The 16,245-nt window shown below is 72.8% G+C and carries 16 protein-coding genes and 1 pseudogene; 13 read left to right on the top strand and 4 right to left on the bottom strand.

Annotated features, from left to right (window positions below; all coding sequences use genetic code 11):
- The first annotated feature begins 215 nt into the window (after positions 1-215).
- From folB to ABZ956_RS06610, 3 genes are all read left to right on the top strand, one after another.
- A complete protein-coding gene (gene folB / locus ABZ956_RS06600; protein WP_071962305.1) occupies positions 216-575 on the top strand; it encodes a dihydroneopterin aldolase in 360 nt (119 codons plus the stop codon).
- Positions 572-1,165 carry a 2-amino-4-hydroxy-6-hydroxymethyldihydropteridine diphosphokinase gene (gene folK, locus ABZ956_RS06605; RefSeq protein WP_361887874.1) on the top strand — a complete coding sequence of 198 codons (594 nt, stop codon included), beginning with the start codon at positions 572-574 and terminating at the stop codon, positions 1,163-1,165. Before folB ends, folK begins: the two co-directional genes overlap by 4 nt.
- 62 nt (positions 1,166-1,227) lie before the next feature.
- Positions 1,228-1,719 (top strand): DUF3180 domain-containing protein, encoded by a 492-nt coding sequence (locus ABZ956_RS06610; protein WP_361887877.1) that lies wholly within the window; start codon positions 1,228-1,230, stop codon positions 1,717-1,719.
- A gap of 164 nt (positions 1,720-1,883) precedes the next feature.
- Here the strand turns inward: ABZ956_RS06610 and ABZ956_RS06615 are convergent, their stop codons facing one another.
- Complete coding sequence (locus ABZ956_RS06615) at positions 1,884-3,056, bottom strand: betaine/proline/choline family ABC transporter ATP-binding protein (RefSeq protein ID WP_361887880.1); 1,173 nt, start codon at positions 3,054-3,056, stop codon at positions 1,884-1,886.
- A 132-nt stretch (positions 3,057-3,188) separates the two neighbouring features.
- Between ABZ956_RS06615 and ABZ956_RS06620 the strand changes: the two genes are divergently transcribed.
- The 4 genes from ABZ956_RS06620 (at position 3,189) to ABZ956_RS06635 (ending at position 6,758) form a co-directional block, all read left to right on the top strand.
- Positions 3,189-3,899, top strand: coding sequence for an ABC transporter permease (locus tag ABZ956_RS06620; protein WP_361887883.1), 711 nt, complete (start codon positions 3,189-3,191; stop codon positions 3,897-3,899).
- Complete coding sequence (locus ABZ956_RS06625) at positions 3,899-4,582, top strand: ABC transporter permease (RefSeq protein WP_361887886.1); 684 nt, start codon at positions 3,899-3,901, stop codon at positions 4,580-4,582. Before ABZ956_RS06620 ends, ABZ956_RS06625 begins: the two co-directional genes overlap by 1 nt.
- Positions 4,583-4,626: 44 nt before the next feature.
- The gene (locus ABZ956_RS06630) at positions 4,627-5,607 is read left to right on the top strand and encodes an ABC transporter substrate-binding protein (protein ID WP_361887889.1); all 981 of its coding nucleotides are present in this window, start codon (positions 4,627-4,629) and stop codon (positions 5,605-5,607) included.
- Between the two features lie 185 nt (positions 5,608-5,792).
- Complete coding sequence (locus ABZ956_RS06635; RefSeq protein WP_361887892.1) at positions 5,793-6,758, top strand: hypothetical protein; 966 nt, start codon at positions 5,793-5,795, stop codon at positions 6,756-6,758.
- Between the two features lie 65 nt (positions 6,759-6,823).
- Here the strand turns inward: ABZ956_RS06635 and ABZ956_RS06640 are convergent, their stop codons facing one another.
- Together ABZ956_RS06640 and ABZ956_RS06645 are read right to left on the bottom strand one after the other, a co-directional pair.
- Positions 6,824-7,966 (bottom strand): NADH-quinone oxidoreductase subunit D, encoded by a 1,143-nt coding sequence (locus tag ABZ956_RS06640; RefSeq protein WP_361887894.1) that lies wholly within the window; start codon positions 7,964-7,966, stop codon positions 6,824-6,826.
- Positions 7,967-7,998: 32 nt separating this feature from the next.
- On the bottom strand, positions 7,999-9,051 hold the full coding sequence (locus ABZ956_RS06645; protein WP_361887897.1) for an SAM-dependent methyltransferase: 1,053 nt from the start codon (positions 9,049-9,051) through the stop codon (positions 7,999-8,001).
- A gap of 121 nt (positions 9,052-9,172) precedes the next feature.
- Here ABZ956_RS06645 and ABZ956_RS06650 point away from each other — a divergent pair, with 121 nt between their 5' ends.
- Entirely contained in the window at positions 9,173-10,372 is a 1,200-nt protein-coding gene (locus tag ABZ956_RS06650) for a sensor histidine kinase (RefSeq protein ID WP_361888048.1), read from the top strand.
- A 52-nt stretch (positions 10,373-10,424) separates the two neighbouring features.
- The gene (locus ABZ956_RS06655) at positions 10,425-11,105 is read left to right on the top strand and encodes a response regulator transcription factor (RefSeq protein ID WP_361887900.1); all 681 of its coding nucleotides are present in this window, start codon (positions 10,425-10,427) and stop codon (positions 11,103-11,105) included.
- A 15-nt stretch (positions 11,106-11,120) separates the two neighbouring features.
- On the opposite strand, the gene ABZ956_RS06660 is transcribed toward ABZ956_RS06655, so the two are convergent.
- Positions 11,121-12,239, bottom strand: a complete 1,119-nt coding sequence (locus tag ABZ956_RS06660; protein ID WP_361887903.1) for a DUF5937 family protein — start codon at positions 12,237-12,239, stop codon at positions 11,121-11,123.
- A 98-nt stretch (positions 12,240-12,337) separates the two neighbouring features.
- On the opposite strand from ABZ956_RS06660, the gene ABZ956_RS06665 reads away from it, so the two are divergent.
- From ABZ956_RS06665 to ABZ956_RS06680, 4 genes and pseudogenes are all read left to right on the top strand, one after another.
- Positions 12,338-12,664, top strand: a complete 327-nt coding sequence (locus tag ABZ956_RS06665) for a hypothetical protein (RefSeq protein ID WP_361887905.1) — start codon at positions 12,338-12,340, stop codon at positions 12,662-12,664.
- 136 nt (positions 12,665-12,800) lie between these two features.
- Positions 12,801-13,721, top strand: coding sequence for a DUF2520 domain-containing protein (locus ABZ956_RS06670; RefSeq protein ID WP_361887907.1), 921 nt, complete (start codon positions 12,801-12,803; stop codon positions 13,719-13,721).
- A complete protein-coding gene (gene panC, locus ABZ956_RS06675; protein WP_361887910.1) occupies positions 13,718-14,584 on the top strand; it encodes a pantoate--beta-alanine ligase in 867 nt (288 codons plus the stop codon). The genes ABZ956_RS06670 and panC overlap by 4 nt, the downstream gene beginning before the upstream one ends.
- Positions 14,581-16,224, top strand: a pseudogene (locus ABZ956_RS06680) (L-aspartate oxidase); the annotation flags it as partial. The gene panC and the pseudogene ABZ956_RS06680, both read left to right, overlap by 4 nt.
- Positions 16,225-16,245: the final 21 nt, after the last annotated feature.

Consider the following 16,245-nt stretch of genomic DNA (forward strand, 5'->3'; position numbering starts at 1 on the left):
AGGGGTGGATCGCGGGTCGGCGGGGTAGTCGGGGCGGGTGCCGGATAGCACCGTTTATGCCCCTTGTCCATAGCACCCGTGGGCGGGCGCTGTCGGTGTCCGCAGGTAGATTCGATGGTGGGCAACCCGGCCGACGGCAGGGACGGGGGCCGCGCCGGCGACGACCGGCGGGCTTCCCTACCGGCCCATACCGACAACCAGCAGGAGTGATTCGGGTGGATCGTGTCGCGCTGCGCGGCTTGAAGGCTCGCGGGCACCACGGGGTGTTCCCCCGGGAGCGCGAGGAAGGCCAGACCTTCGTCGTCGACCTGGTACTGAGCCTGGACACCCGGCCTGCCGCGGCCGATGACGACCTCGCGAAGACCGTGCACTACGGCATCGTGGCGGAGGAGGTCGTCGACATCGTCCAGGGCGAGCCGGTCGACCTCATCGAGACGCTCGCCGAGCGGATCGCCGAGCAGTGCCTCAAGCACGAACCGGTGCGGGAGGTGGAGGTCGTCGTGCACAAGCCCGACGCCCCGATCACCGTTCCTTTCGACGACGTGACGATCACTATTACCCGGAGCCGAGTATGAGCAGCAGCGACCCGACCGTGCAGCCGGTGCCCGCCTCCGTGGTGGAGCGGGTGGACGCCGCCGATGTGACGCTGAGCAACCCCAAGCGAGCCGTGATCTCCATCGGCAGCAACCTGGGCAACCGCCTGGAGATCCTGCAGGGCGCGATCGACGCGCTGGAGGACACGCCCGGCCTGCGGGTCAAGGCCGTGTCCCCGGTCTACGAGACCGAGCCCTGGGGCGTCGCGCCCGGCTCCCAGCCGTCGTACTTCAACGCCGTCGTGCTGGTGAAGACCACCCTTCCGCCGGACTCCCTCCTGGAGCGCGGGCACGCGATCGAGGAGGCCTTCGAGCGGGTGCGCGAGGAGCGCTGGGGCTCGCGCACGCTGGACGTCGACATCGTCGCCTACCAGGACGTCGTCTCCGACGACCCCGTGCTGACGCTGCCGCACCCGCGCGCGCATGAGCGCGCCTTTGTGCTCGTGCCGTGGTACGACGTGGAGCCTGAAGCTGTGGTTCCGGGGCGTGGCCCGGTGGCCGAGCTGCTGGCCGGTATGGACCGTGGCGGCGTCGAACCGCGGGCCGACCTGGAACTGCGACTGCCCGAGTAGCCGTTGGGCCTGTGTGGTTTCGTGTGCGCTGAGGACGGGTGACGATGAGGGGCGACGGCTCGGTGAAGCAACTTCGGATCGGGGTCCTGGCCGGCCTGTTCGCCGTGGCCGGCGTGCTGTCGTGGGGCGCCGCCCGGCTCTGGGACTCCCTCGGCACGCTGCCGAGCGTCCCGGTGGCGGCGCCGATCGTGCTGGCGGTCATCGCGGTGGTCCTCGCCGCGACGGCGCTGTCCCTGCGGGCCCGGCTGCGGGCCCAGCGGGAGCGCCGGCCCGGCGCCAAGGGCGTCGACCCCCTGCTGGCGGCGCGCGCCGTGGTCTTCGGACAGGCCAGCGCCCTGGTGGCGGCCCTGGTCGCGGGCATGTACGGCGGCGTCGGCGTCTTCCTGCTCATCGACGGCCTCGACGTCCCCGCCCGGCGCGACCAGGCGATCTACGCCGGCGCGTCGGTCCTGGCGGGCGCCTGCGTGATAGCGGCGGCCTTCTTCATGGAGCGCGTGTGCAAGCTCCCGGAGGACGAGGACGAAAACGACGGCACGGGCGCCGCACGCGCCTGACTTGTCGGGGCTCCGCCCCGCACCCCGGTCCTCAAGCGCCGGACGGGCTGATTTTCAGCCCGTCCGGCGGACAGCACTTCCAGCCCGTCCGGCGCTTGAGGACAAGAAACGGTGAAAGGGCGGGGCAGGGGCCAGATCCACCCGGCACCCGCCCCCGGCCACGGCTAAGCGCTCGGCACCGTTTCCACCGCCGCCTCTCGGCGCGAGCCGCCCCGCGCATCGGCCTCGATCGACCGCCGCAGCGCCTCGTGCAGCCGCGCCGGCGTCAGCACCCCCAGGAAGTGATCCGCGGCGTCCCCGTCGAGCACCGCTATCCACCCCGCGTCGTGCTGCAGCATCGTGCTGAACGCCTGCTTGAGCGACGCCCCCAGCGGAAGCCATGCGTCCATGCGCCGCGCCCGCTCCCGGACCCGTACCGTCCCGTCGCCGGAGGCCACCGCGTCCGCGGAGATCCAGCCGTGCAGGCGGTCGGAGTCGTCCAGGACGACGGCCCAGCGCGCGCCGTCCCGGGCGAGCCGGGCGCGCGCGGACGTCAGCGGGTCGTCGAGGTGGACGACGGGCGGCTGCTCGAGGTCCCCGGCCTCGATCGGCGTCACCGACAACCGCTTCAGGCCCCGGTCGGCCCCGACGAAGTCGGCGACGTACGGCGTGGCGGGGGCGCCGAGCACGGCCGCCGGCGCGTCGAACTGTTCGATGCGCCCGCTGCCGTACACCGCGATCCGGTCGCCGAGGCGCACGGCCTCCTCTATGTCGTGGGTCACGAACAGCACCGTCTTGCGGACCTGCGACTGCAGCCGCAGAAACTCGCTCTGGAGCCGCTCCCGCACGACCGGGTCGACCGCGCCGAAGGGTTCGTCCATCAGGAGTACGGGCGGGTCGGCGGCGAGCGCCCGCGCCACCCCGACCCGCTGGCGCTGCCCGCCCGAGAGCTGGTCGGGGTAGCGGTCCCCGTACACGGACGGGTCGAGCCCGACGAGGTCCAGGAGCTCGGCGGCCCGGGCGCGCGCCTTCTTGCGCTGCCAGCCGAGCAGGTGCGGCACGGTCGCCGTGTTCTCCAGAACCGTCTTGTGCGGGAAGAGCCCGACCTGCTGGATGACGTAGCCGATGCGGCGGCGCAGTTCGACGGGGTCGACGGTGGAGATGTCCTCACCGTTCACGCTGATGCGGCCGCTGGTGGGCTCGATCAGCCGGTTGACCATCTTCATCGTGGTCGTCTTGCCGCAGCCGGACGGTCCGACGAGCGTGACCAGCTCGCCCTCCGCCACCTCGAAGGACAGGTCGTCCACGGCGGTCGTACCGTCGGCGTAGCGCTTGGTGACGTGCTCGAAACGGATCATGGGTCCCCATTGTGGCCGTACTGCTGCTCGAACAATGGTGCAGCCCCAAGCCCGTCGGAGGCGAATGTCAGTAGCCCGGGTTAGGGTCGCCAGTGACCGACCGTGAAGGCCAAGGGGGAGGTGAGGGCGCGGATGGCGGATCAGAACTGCTTGATCGCCAACGACTGGATCTGCGGCGAGTACGTACGGACGCGCGGCCCCGAACTGACGGACGCCACGCTCCAGCACGTCGGCATCACGCTCGCTTCGGTGGTCATTGGACTCCTCGTCGCCTTCCCGCTCGCCCTGCTCGCCCGCAGATGGCGGGGCGTGGCGGGGCCGGTGCTCGGGGCGACCACGATTCTCTACACCGTGCCGTCGCTGGCCATGTTCTCTTTGCTGGTGCCGGTGTTCGGCCTGTCGGCGGCGGTCGTGGTGACGGGCCTGGTGCTCTATTCGCTGACGATCCTCGTGCGGAACATCCTCGCCGGCCTCGCCTCCGTGCCGCAGGAGGCCCGCGAGGCTGCGCGCGGCATGGGATACGGGCCGCTGCGCCTGCTGTTCGCCGTCGAACTCCCGCTGGCGGTACCGGCCTTGATGGCGGGTCTGCGCATCGCCACGGTCTCCACCGTCTCGCTGACGACCGTGGGGGCGATCATCGGCTACGGCGGGCTGGGCAATCTCATCTACGAAGGCATGCACAGCTACTTCAAGGCGCAAGTGCTCACCGCGTCCGTGCTGTGCGTGGTGCTGGCCGTCGTGGCGGATGTGCTGTTGCTGCTCGTGCAGCGGATGCTGACGCCGTGGGCGCGGCCGAAGCGCCGCGCGAAGGCCCGTGGGTTCGCGGAAAAGGCGGTGGCCTGATGGGAGTTGTCGAGCGCACGTGGCAGTGGCTGGCCGACGCCGCCCACTGGTCCGGCACCGATGGCGTCTGGCACCGGCTCGGCGAGCACCTCTTCCTCACCGCCGTCTGCCTGTTGATCTCCTGCGCGATCGCGCTTCCCGTCGCCGTGCTGCTCGGCCATGTGGGCAAGGGCGGCGCGCTGGCGGTGAACATCTCCAACGTGGGCCGCGCGGTGCCGACGTTCGCGGTGCTGGTGCTGTTGCTGCTCAGCCCGCTCGGTACGCACGGCTCGTGGCCGACGGTCATCGCGCTGGTCCTCTTCGCGATACCCCCGCTGCTGACCAACGCCTACGTGGGGATGCGCGAGGTGGACCGGGACATGGTCGAGGCCGCGCGGGGCATGGGTATGACGGGCGGTCAGGTGATCGCCCGGGTCGAACTGCCGCTGGCCTTCCCGCTGATTCTCACCGGGGTGCGCTCGGCCGCGGTGCAGGTCGTGGCGACCACCACGCTCGCCGCGCTGCCCGGCGGCGGTGGCCTGGGCCGGATCATCACGGCCGGCTTCCGGCTCACCGACACCGCGCAGGTGGTGGCCGGGGCGCTGCTCGTCGCCGTGCTCGCGCTGCTCGTCGAGGGCGCCTTCGTGGTGCTGCAGCGGTTGCTGGACCCGATGCGTGGACATGTGAAGACCGTTCAAGCCTGATCAAGCCTGACAGCTCGTCGAGCCCGACTGGATGGAGTTCCCGTATGACCAGGACACCGCGTCGAGCGCGGACCGCCCGCGCCCTGCTGGCGGTGGCCGGCGTCACCGCCCTGACGGCGGGGCTCGCCGCGTGCGGCGGCGACAGCCTGGAGAAATCCGGCGGAGGCGATAGTTCCACCAAGCCCGGCCAGGAATCGCTGGTCATCGGGTCGGCATCCTTCACCGAGTCGAAGGTGCTGGCGGAGATATACGCCGGCCTGCTGAAGGACGCCGGATATTCGACGTCGATCAAGACCGTCGACGCGCGTGAGCTCTATGAGCCGGCGCTGGAGAAGGGTCAGATCGACGTGGTCCCCGAGTATGCGGCCACGCTCGCCGAATTCCTGAACAAGAAGCAGAACGGCAAGGACGCGCCCCAGGTGGCCTCCGCCGATGCCGAGGCCACCGTGAAGGCCCTGCGTAAACTCGCCGAGCCGCGCGGTCTCACCGTCCTCGATCCCGGCCGGGCGGTCGATCAGAACGCGTTCGCCGTCACCGCCGATTTCGCGAAGAAACACCAGCTCAAGACCCTTTCCGATCTTGGAGCGTCCAAGGAGGGCGTCAAGCTCGCGGCCGGTGACGAATGCTCCCAGCGGCCGTTCTGCCGGCCGGGGCTGGAGAAGACCTACGGCATCCGCGTCACGGGCATCGACCCGCTGGAGGTCGGCAGCACCCAGGCCAAGCAGGCGGTCAAGGACGGCAAGGACCAGCTGCTGCTGACCACCACCACGGACGCCACGCTCGAACAGTTCGGACTGGTGCTGCTCGAGGACGACAAGAAGCTTCAGAACTCCGACAACGTCTTGCCCGTGGTGAATACGCAGAAGGCGGGTTCGAAGAAGATCGCCGAGGCGCTCGGCAAGCTGAACAGGGTGCTGACCACGGCAGATCTCACCGAACTCAACAAGAAGGTCGACGCACGGCGGCTCAAGCCGGCGGATGTGGCGGCGCAGTACCTGAAGGAGAAGAAGCTTCTGACGAAGTGAGGGAGCAGGGGAGAAGTAAGATCAAGGGAAGAGTTTGGTGGTGGAGTCACACTCTCGTGGCGACGCACGGTAAGTTTCAGGCCATGCCACGAGGACGCCACCGCCATTCCGCACCCCTGCACCGGCTTCTTCCACCGTTGACGGTCGCCGCGACATCAGTCGTGTGCGCCGCCGGTGCCCTGGCGGTGGGCGAAACAGCCGTCATACGCGGCCTCGCCGTGGCCGCCGCCGCGGCCACCGTGGTCGGTTCCGTGCTGATGCGCCGCTGGGACCGCGCGGCGGGCAAGCGCGTCGCCCAGCTCACCGCCGCCCGGACCCGGGACGAGTGGAAGACCGAAGAGCGCATAGCCGAGCTGGAGACGGACCTCGAGGAGACCCGTCTGCTGCGCACCCGGCTCGAGGTCAAGCTCCGCGCCAAGCGCGGGGAGCTCGCCCGCCTGCGCACCGAGCACGCCGACCTGCTGCGGCGTTACGCCGCCGCCGAGACCGGACGGGCCAGCGCCCTGGAGCGCCGCCGCCTGCTCGAGAAGAACGGCGCGCCCGGCACGGCCAAGGCACTGGAGGCCCCGCGTCCGGAGTCCGCTGAGGGCACGTCCGGTCTCGACGCCGCCGCCTACCGCAAGGCCGCCGACGCGCTGCGTGACCTGGGCAGCAACGCCGCCGACCAGCGCGCCGCCGCGGGGCAGTCGGCCGCGAAGACGCAGGCACCGGCACCGGCGCCGAAGCCCTCGGCCGAGGCCGCCGCGAAGCCGGGCGGCAAGAAGCCGGCGACGAAGGCCCCCAAGCCGGGCGGCAAGAAGCCCGCCGTGCCCGTCGCGGCCAAGCCCACCGCCCCGAAGTCCGCCGTACCCGCGCCGGCCGGTGACGCGGCCGCCGCACCGTCGTCCGACGTCCCCGCCGCCCGCAGGCCGGCGTCCCGGGCGCAGGGCGGCTTCGACTTCTTCGGCAACGCCGGCGACAAGGGCAAGGCCGCCAAGAACGGTACGAAGCAGTCACCGCCCGCCACGCCCGTCGAGGAGCAGGACCTCGCGGACGTCGTCGGCGAGGAAGCCCTGGCCGACGCGGAGGCGGACGGTTCGGTCATCGACCTCACCGCGCACGACGAGACCGAGCAGATCGACGTCGTGGAGCTGCGCACCGCGATCTCGTAACCGGTCCTGGCACGAACGCCGGGCGGGCCGCACCATGCGGCCCGCCCGGCGTTCGTTGTTCGTGCCTACTTGTCGATGTCGCCGACGACGAAGAACAGCGAGCCCAGGATCGCGACCATGTCGGCGACCAGCGTCCCCGGCAGCAGCTCGGTCAGCGCCTGGATGTTGTTGAACGAGGCCGAGCGCAGCTTGAGCCGGTAGGGCGTCTTCTCGCCCTTGGAGACGAGGTAGTAGCCGTTGAGGCCCAGCGGGTTCTCGGTCCAGACGTAGGTCGAGCCCTCCGGGGCCTTGAGGACCTTGGGCAGCCGCTGGTTGATCGGGCCCGGCGCGAGGTCCGCCAGCCGGTCCAGGCAGGCGTCGGCCAGGTCCAGCGCGTTGTGGGTCTGGTCCAGCAGGCACTCGAAGCGGGCCAGGCAGTCGCCCTCCTCGCGGGTGACGACCTTCAGGGTGTCGGCCAGCTCCCCGTACGCGAGGTACGGCTCGTCGCGGCGCAGGTCGAAGTCCACGCCGGAGGCACGGGCGATCGGCCCGCTCACCCCGTAGGCGTGCACGGTCTCGCGCGAGAGGACGCCGACGCCGCGCGTACGGCCACGGAAGATCTCGTTGCCGAGCACCAGCCGGTCGTAGACGTCCATCCGGGAGCGCACCTCGGCCACCGCGTGCCGGGCCCGGCCGAGCCAGCCCGCGGGCAGGTCCTCCTTCAGGCCGCCGACGCGGTTGAACATGTAGTGCATGCGGCCGCCGGAGACCTCCTCCATGACCGCCTGCAGTTCCTCGCGCTCGTGGAAGGCGTGGAAGACGGGCGTGATGCCGCCGAGCTCCAGCGGGTAGGAGCCGAGGAACATCAGGTGGTTGAGGACCCGGTTCAGCTCGGCCAGCAGCGTGCGCGTCCACACGGCACGCTCGGGGACCTCCATACCGAGCATCCGCTCGACGGCGATGACGACGCCGAGCTCGTTGGAGAACGCCGACAGCCAGTCGTGGCGGTTGGCGAGCATGATGATCTGCCGGTAGTCGCGCGCCTCGAACAGCTTCTCCGCGCCCCGGTGCATATAGCCGATGACCGGCTCGGCGTGCTGGACCCGCTCGCCGTCCAGGACCAGCCGCAGCCGCAGCACGCCGTGGGTGGACGGGTGCTGAGGCCCGATGTTGAGCACCATGTCGGTGCTCTCCGCCGCGCCGCCGATGCCGACTGTCGTCTCCGTCATGGGGACAGTTTCCCCCCGGACCCGCCCCTTTCCTAAACCACCCCGGTCGGGTGCGCCCCGGTGGGTCCGTCGTGCCCGCCTGTTCCGTCCTGCGGAACGATTGCCCACAACGAGGCCGGCGGAAGTTCCACCGGCTGCACCAGCCAGCCGAACGCTCCCAGCCCCGCCGGTGACGTCAGCTCGGTGGCTTCGCCCGCGGTGCTCAGGGCACGTACGTACGCGACCGGGTCGCTCGAGGCGAGCGCGATCGGCGGGCGTGAGCCGTCCACCCCCAGCGCCCGCAGCGCCTCGCGCTGTGTCGTCACCGTCCCGCCCGGAAGGGCACAGGCGTCCAGCGCCACGTGCGCGGTGATGTCGCACGAGCCGTCCGGCACGGGCCGCACCTCCCGTCCCTCGCGGAAGCCGGTCAGGGTGCCGAAAGGCGGCCGGGAGGCCCGCTCGTGGGCGTAGTCGGCCGCCACCGCCAGGCCCGACCGCAGCGTGGCGACCGCCTTGGACCAGGCGGCGTCGCGCGGATGGCCGATCTCCGCGCGGGACCCGGGGGGCGCGCCCTCCAGCGGCCACCAGCGGGCCAGCCACTCGGCGTCCTCGCCCGCGACCGGGTCACCGAGCAGCTCCTCGCCGTCCGGCCGGACGAGCACCTGGCGCGGCGTGCCCTCGCCGTCGGCCTCGGCGACGTCAAGCGGCACGTTGTCCAGCCACTCGTTGGCGAACAGCAGGCCCTCGACCCCGGCCGGGGGCGTGTCCGTCCACTCCACGCGCGGATCGAGGCCCGCCGGGCGGTCCGCGAGCTCCACGGCGTACGGGCGCAGCCGCTCGGCCAGTTCCGCCGGGCACCGGTCGAGGACCGCCGTCACGAGTTCGCCGCGGCCCGCGCCGACATCGGTGAACGCCAGCTCCGCCGGGTGCCCCAGGGCGGCGTCGACGCGGCGCAGCAGTTCCACGACGGCCCCGGCGTACAGCGGAGAGGCGTGCACGGAGGTGCGAAAGTGCCCCGCGGGGCCTTCGGGACGGCGGTAGAAGCCGCCGGGGCCGTACAGGGCGGCCTCGGTCGCCGCCCGCCAGGTTCTCGTTCCGCTTGCCATACGCACACGTTATGCGCGCGGCGTCCGCAGGGGCCCTCCACCTTGGGGAGTAGACGGGAAGCGGTCGGATCGATCGTCGGGCTGACCCCGGCACCGGCTCGGCATGCCTACGCTGGGTGACGTGCAGCGCCTCTACGACTTTCTTCGCATGCACCCCACCGGTGTGGACAGCTTCTGGGCTCTCCTGCTGCTGGGGTTCAGCGGCCTCGCCGTGGCCGAAGGGGGCGACGACGGCCCGGTGGTCGTCCAGGCCGCCACGGCACTCGCGCTGTGCTTGGTCATCGCGCTGCGACGCAGGGCCCCCGAACGGATGATGTTGCTGGCGACGGCGGCCGGGCTGGCGCAGCTGGCGTTCGACGTGGGCCCGAACGTCTGGGACTTCGCCATGCTGGTGATCATCTACACGGTGGCGTCCGGCAACACCCGCTGGGCCTCCCGCTACGCCCTGGTCGCCTGTGTGGCCGCGCCCGTGCTCGCCACGGTGCGCTGGCCGGATCCGCCCGAGTACTCCTCCACGGGCAAGAGCATCATGGGGATCGTCTTCCTGACCGTCCCCTTCATCCTGGCGTGGGTGCTGGGCGACTCGGTCCGTACCCGGCGCGCGTACTGGGCGCAGCTGGAGGAGCGGGCCGCGCGCCTGGAGAAGGAGCGCGAGCAGCAGGCGCAGATCGCGGTCACCGCCGAGCGGGCCCGCATCGCCCGCGAGCTGCACGACGTCGTGGCGCACAACGTCTCGGTGATGGTCGTGCAGGCGGACGGGGCCGCGTACGTCCTGGACGCCTCGCCCGACCTGGCCAAGCAGGCCCTGGAGACGATCTCCGGCACCGGCCGCCAGGCGCTGGCCGAGATGCGCCGCCTGCTGGGCGTGCTGCGCACGGACGACAGCGGCGAGGGCGGCGAGTACGTCCCGCAGCCCGACGTGGAGCAGATCGGCGAGCTGGTCGAGCAGGTGCGCGGCGCGGGGCTGCCGGTGGACTTCCGCATCGAGGGCGCGCCGCGGCCCCTGCCGAGCGGGGTGGAGCTGACCGCGTACCGCATCGTGCAGGAGGCGCTGACCAACACGCGCAAGCACGGCGGCCCGGACGTCGGCGCCAGCGTCCGGCTGACCTATTTCGACGACGGGCTGGGGCTGCTGGTCGAGGACGACGGCCGGGGCGCGCAGCACGAGCTGTACGAGGCGGGCGGCGCGGACGGCATGGGGCATGGTCTGATCGGGATGCGCGAGCGCGTCGGCATGGTCGGGGGCACCCTGGACGCGGGGCCCCGGCCCGGTGGCGGCTTCCGGATCAGTGTGCTGCTGCCGATCAAGTCGGGCCGCTGAAATCCGTGCGTACGTACTCTGACCGCACCACTACTTCCGAGAGGGACCCCGTATGTCCATCCGCGTGATGCTCGTCGACGACCAGGTGCTGCTGCGCACCGGTTTCCGCATGGTGCTGGCCGCCCAGCCCGACATGGAGGTCGTCGCCGAGGCCGGGGACGGCGCGGAGGCGCTGGAGGTGCTGGCCCGCAGCGAGGTGGACGTCGTCCTGATGGACGTCCGCATGCCGCGGATGGACGGGGTGGAGGCCACCGGCCGCATCTGCGCCCAGGACAACCCGCCCAAGGTGCTGATCCTGACCACCTTCGACCTCGACGAGTACGCCTTCTCCGCGCTCAAGGTCGGCGCGAGCGGCTTCATGCTCAAGGACGTGCCGCCCGCCGAGCTGCTGGGCGCCATCCGGGCCGTGCACAGCGGCGACGCGGTGGTCGCGCCCAGCACCACGCGCCGGCTCCTCGACCGCTTCACCCCGATGCTGCCGAGCGCCGCCAACGAGCCGACCAACACCGAGCTGGGCCGGCTCACCGACCGCGAGCGCGAGGTGATGCTGCTGGTGGCCCAGGGGCTGTCCAACGGCGAGATCGCGGGGCGGCTGGTGCTCTCGGAGGCGACGGTCAAGACCCACGTGGGCCGCATCCTGACCAAGCTCGGCCTGCGGGACCGGGTGCAGGTGGTGGTGATGGCGTACGAGAGCGGACTCGTACGGGCCGGTGGCGGCGGCCCGGCGCACTAGCGCCCGCTCCCGCGCTCAGCGCAGCACGCCCTCCACGAAGTCGCTGCCGAGCCGGGCCACCACCGTCAGGTCGAGCTGGTGCAGGACGTACCGGCCGCGGCGGCGGGTGGTGATCAGGCCGGCCTTCTTCAGCACCGCGATGTGCCGGGAGACCTCCGGCGCGCTGATGTCGAGCGCGGTCGCCAGCTCGCCCGTGCTGAACGCGGACCGGGCCAGGTAGCGGCACATCCGCATCCGCATGTGGTGGGACAGGGCCTCCAGACGCAGCTTGAGCAGGTCCAGGGAGGCGGGGCCGGGCAGCTCGGGCGCGGCCACGGGGTAGTGGACCACCGGGCGCCAGCCCGGGGCGTGCCCCACCCACACATGGGGCCAGCCGATGGCGGACGGGACGAAGGTGACGCCCGCGCCGACCGCCGGGTCGAGCGCGCTCGCCCGGCCGCTGCCGAGCTTGTCGACGACGATCCGGGAACCGTCCTCCGTCAGCGTCACGGCGGGCGACACCTCGGCCAGCGCCTCGGCGAGCCCCTTGCGGCGCAGCACCTCCGTCTTGTGCCGGGCGTCGGCGGCCAGCTGGAGGCGCACCCGGTGCCAGAGGTCGTCGAAGAACGCCTCCGCGCAGTCCTCGAAGAGGCGGCGCAGCCAGGCCCGTACGGCCGGCGGGTCGTCCAGCAGCCGCTTGGCGAAGTCCAGCTGCCGGGGGCCGCGCGCGGTGGCGCGCTCCAGGGCCAGCTCCCGCGCCCTGGCGTTGACCAGCGGCGACGGGCCCTCCTGGCTGTAGTGCCGGGAGCAGGAGATCTCCAGGGCGGCGTCGACGAAGAGGTCGTCGCTCAGCCGGTCCAGCTGGTCCAGGTCCTCGGCGAGCGTGGCGCCCGGCAGGCCGTGGGTGTCCGGCAGCGCGGCGAACGGCATGTTGATGTCGGAGAACGTCGACGTCCACAGGAAGTCCGCCTCGCACAGCCGGTCCGCGAGGTCCGGCTTGAGGCAGGAGTTCGTCGCCGTCGTCCAGCCGTGCAGGCCGGGGTGGTGCCCCGGCTCGGCCAGGGCGTGCAGCGCGGTGCACAGCTCGGCGAGGGGCGCGGGGCGGAACACCAGGCGCTCGGGCGGCAGGCCCGCGATGTCGATCATCACGCTCATGTGCTCATCGTGCCTGTCTTTCCGCAGGCCGGGACGTCATTTGACGGTCCTCGTCAATCCATGCGGCAACCGCTCGCCGGGCGGCGCACCGTGGAGACATGAACGCCAACCAGCAGCACATGCTCGACCTCTACCGTTCCGCCCAGCACCACGAGCCCGCGCCGCCGGCGCCCGGCACCGGTGATCTCCAGGCGCTGCGCGCCTTCCGCACCTGGCGCCGGTTCCAGGCCGTCGTCGACGAGCGCACGGCCGCCCGGCGGAGCCGCCTGGCGGCACTGTTCGGCCGCCGGGGGACCACCGCCGCCCCCGTCGCCCCTGTGGCGGGTACGTCCCGGCCCGTACCCGCGGCTGCCCCTGTTGTCCCCGCCGCCCCCGCGGCACCCCGGCCCGCCGGAGAGCCGGCGCAGCCCCGCTGCCGGGCCTGAACCGCCCCGGGGCCCGGGCGCGGCCACGCCCTCCACAGCCCTGGGGACGCCCAGGGAGGGCCCCGCCCGCCTCGCGTAGCATGACAAGGGAATCGTCCGGTACCCCCGCGGACTGGAACGGAAGGCATCCCGCCGCGTGAACGCACACCTCTCGCCCGAGCATGCGAGCCCCCAGGACCGCCCTGCCCGGCTGACCGTCGGCGTGGTCGGCGCGGGCCGCGTAGGCCCCGCCCTGGCCGCGTCGCTCCAGCTCGCCGGGCACCGCCCGGTCGCCGTCTCCGGCGTCTCCGACGCCTCCCTGCGACGGGCGGCCACCCTGCTCCCCGACGTGCCGGTCATGGCCCCCGCCGACGTGCTCGCCCACGCCGAACTGGTCCTGCTGACCGTGCCCGACGACGCCCTGCCCGGGCTCGTCACCGGCCTCGCGGAGACCGGTGCCGTGCGCCCCGGGCAGCTCCTCGTGCACACCTCCGGCCGGCACGGCACCGCCGTCCTCGACCCGGCCACCCGCGCCGGCGCCCTGCCGCTGGCCCTGCACCCGGCGATGACGTTCACCGGCACACCCGTCGACGTCCAGCGCCTGGCCGGCTGCTCCTTCGGGGTCACCGCCCCCGAAGAGCTGCGACTGGCGGCCGAGGCACTCGTCATCGAGATGGGCGGCGAGCCCGAGTGGATCGAGGAGAGCGCCCGCCCGCTCTACCACGCGGCCCTCGCCATCGGCGCGAACCACCTGGTCACGCTCGTCGCCCAGAGCATGGACCTGCTGCGCACCGCCGGCGTCGAGTACCCCGCCCGGATGCTCGGCCCGCTCCTGGGCGCGGCCCTCGACAACGCCCTGCGCAGCGGCGACGCCGCCCTCACCGGCCCGGTGGCCCGCGGCGACGCCGGCACGGTCGCCGCGCACGTCGCCGAACTGCGCAAGCACGCCCCGCAGGCCGTCGCCGGATACCTGGCGATGGCCCGCACCACCGCGGACCGCGCGCTCGCGCACGGCCTGCTCAAGCCCGAACTGGCGGAGGACCTGCTCGGCGTCCTCGCGGACGGAGGCACCCAGTGATCACCCAGCTCGCCCGCACCGCCGAGGAGCTGAACGCCCTCCCGCGCCCGGGCCGCCGCGCCGTCGTCATGACGATGGGCGCCCTGCACGAGGGGCACGCCACCCTCGTCCGCGAGGCGCGCAGGCTGGCCGGACCGGACGGGCAGGTCGTCGTCACCGTCTTCGTCAACCCCCTGCAGTTCGGGCCCGGCGAGGACCTCGACCGCTACCCGCGCACCCTGGACGCCGACGTCCTGCTCGCCGGGCAGGCCGGCGCCGACGTCGTCCTCGCCCCGGCCGTCGACGAGGTCTACCCCGGCGGCGAGCCCCAGGTCCGCATCACCGCGGGCCCCATGGGCGAGCGCCTCGAAGGCGCCTCCCGCCCCGGGCACTTCGACGGCATGCTCACCGTCGTCGCCAAGCTCCTGCACCTGACCGGGCCCGACCTCGCGCTCTTCGGACAGAAGGACGCCCAGCAGCTGGCCCTGATCCGCCGCATGGTGCGCGACCTCAACTTCCCCGTCGAGATCGTCGGCGTCCCCACGGTCCGCGAGGACGACCACCTCGCGCTGTCCAGCCGCAACCGCTACCTGTCCGAGGCCGACCGGGCCACGGCGCTGGAGATCTCCCGCGCCCTGCTGACCGCCGCCGGGGCCGCAGGTCACGGCGCGGCCGCCGTCCGCCGCTCCGCCCGGGCGATCCTCGACGACGCGGCCCGGATGCAACCCCCGCTGCGCCTGGACTACGTGGCCCTCGTCGACCCCGCCGACTTCACCGAGGTCGGCGACGACCACACCGGCGAGGCCATCCTCGCCGTGGCCGCCAAGGTCGGCACCACCCGTCTGATCGACAACCTTCCCCTGACCGTCGGAGCGGCACGATGACCGGCATACGACTGCACGCGCCCCGCCCCGGCTGGACCGTCGACGCCGACGTCGTCGTCATCGGCTCCGGTGTCGCCGGCCTCACCGTCGCGCTGCGCTGCGCCGCCTCGGGCCAGAAGGTCACCGTCGTCACCAAGGCCCGCCTCGACGCCGGCTCCACCCGCTGGGCCCAGGGCGGCATCGCCGCCGCGCTCGGCGACGGCGACACCCCCGAACAGCACTTCGACGACACCCTCGTCGCCGGCGCCGGCCTCTGTTCCGAGGAGGCCGTACGCACCCTGGTCAGCGAGGGCCCCGACGCGGTGCGCCGCCTCATCTCCACCGGCGCCCGCTTCGACACCGACGCCGAATCCGGCGAGATCCTGCTGACCCGTGAGGGCGGCCACCACCGCAACCGCATCGCCCATGCGGGTGGTGACGCCACCGGCGCCGAGATCTCCCGCGCCCTGGTCGAGGCCGTGCGCGCGGCCGGCATCGAGACCATCGAGCACGCCCTCGTCCTGGACCTCCTCAAGGACGCCGACGGCCACGCGGCCGGCGTCTCGCTGCACGTCATGGGCGAGGGCCGGCACGACGGCGTCGGCGCGGTACGGGCCGGGGCCGTCGTCCTGGCCACCGGCGGCATGGGCCAGGTGTTCTCCGCGACCACCAACCCCGCCGTCTCCACCGGCGACGGCGTCGCCCTCGCCCTGCGGGCCGGGGCCGAGGTCTCCGACCTGGAGTTCGTCCAGTTCCACCCCACCGTGCTCTGGCTCGGCCCCGACGCGAAGGGGCAGCAGCCGCTGGTGTCGGAGGCGGTGCGCGGCGAAGGCGCCCACCTCGTCGACGCCGACGGGCACCGCTTCATGGTCGGCGCGCACGAACTGGCCGAGCTCGCACCGCGCGACATCGTCGCCAAGGGCATCCTGCGGCGCATGCGCGAAACGGGCGCCGAGCACATGTACCTCGACGCCCGGCACTTCGGCGCGCGGATGTGGGCCGAGCGCTTCCCCACCATCCTGGCCGCCTGCCGGTCCCACGGCATCGACCCGGTGACCGAGCCCATCCCCGTGGCACCGGCCGCGCACTACGCCTCGGGCGGGGTACGCACCGACCTGTACGGGCGCACGACCGTGCCGGGGCTGTACGCGTGCGGCGAGGTCGCCTGCACGGGCGTGCACGGCGCCAACCGGCTGGCGTCCAACTCCCTGCTCGAAGGACTCGTCTTCGCCGAGCGCATCGCCGCCGACCTCGCCGGCGCCACCGCCCCCGCGGGCCTGCCGCCCCTGGCGGACGAGCCCGCCGCGCCCCTGATCGCGCCCGGCGACCGCGCCGCCATCCAGCGCACCATGACACTGGGCGCCGGAGTGCTGCGTTCCCGGCAGAGCCTGGAGGGCGCGGCGCGGGAGCTGACCCGCATCCGCGAAGAGGCCGCCGGCAAGGCGGTCGAACCCGGGACCGAGGCGTGGGAGACCACCAACCTCCTCCTCGTCGCGCAAGTACTTGTCGAAGCCGCCCTCCGCCGCGAGGAGACCCGCGGCTGCCACTGGCGCGAGGACCACCCCGACCGGGCGGACGAGGCATGGCGCCGGCACCTCCTCGTGACCCTGCGCCCGGACCGTACTCTTGCCGTCTCCACCACCGCATCGGCCGCCTTCCCCGAAGCAACTCCCGCCGCCCTC

Source organism: Streptomyces sp. NPDC046261 (assembly GCF_040646235.1).
GTDB lineage: Bacteria > Actinomycetota > Actinomycetes > Streptomycetales > Streptomycetaceae > Streptomyces.

Bases quoted from the DNA above. Each gene is read 5' to 3' on its own strand.
- folK (WP_361887874.1), top strand. From the start codon at position 572: ATGAGCAGCAGCGACCCGACCGTGCAGCCGGTGCCCGCCTCCGTGGTG.
- ABZ956_RS06615 (WP_361887880.1), bottom strand. From the start codon at position 3,056: ATGATCCGTTTCGAGCACGTCACCAAGCGCTACGCCGACGGTACGACC.
- ABZ956_RS06645 (WP_361887897.1), bottom strand. From the start codon at position 9,051: ATGGCAAGCGGAACGAGAACCTGGCGGGCGGCGACCGAGGCCGCCCTG.
- ABZ956_RS06660 (WP_361887903.1), bottom strand. From the start codon at position 12,239: ATGAGCGTGATGATCGACATCGCGGGCCTGCCGCCCGAGCGCCTGGTG.
- ABZ956_RS06630 (WP_361887889.1), top strand. From the start codon at position 4,627: ATGACCAGGACACCGCGTCGAGCGCGGACCGCCCGCGCCCTGCTGGCG.
- ABZ956_RS06620 (WP_361887883.1), top strand. From the start codon at position 3,189: ATGGCGGATCAGAACTGCTTGATCGCCAACGACTGGATCTGCGGCGAG.
- ABZ956_RS06655 (WP_361887900.1), top strand. From the start codon at position 10,425: ATGTCCATCCGCGTGATGCTCGTCGACGACCAGGTGCTGCTGCGCACC.
- ABZ956_RS06625 (WP_361887886.1), top strand. From the start codon at position 3,899: ATGGGAGTTGTCGAGCGCACGTGGCAGTGGCTGGCCGACGCCGCCCAC.
- ABZ956_RS06640 (WP_361887894.1), bottom strand. From the start codon at position 7,966: ATGACGGAGACGACAGTCGGCATCGGCGGCGCGGCGGAGAGCACCGAC.
- ABZ956_RS06665 (WP_361887905.1), top strand. From the start codon at position 12,338: ATGAACGCCAACCAGCAGCACATGCTCGACCTCTACCGTTCCGCCCAG.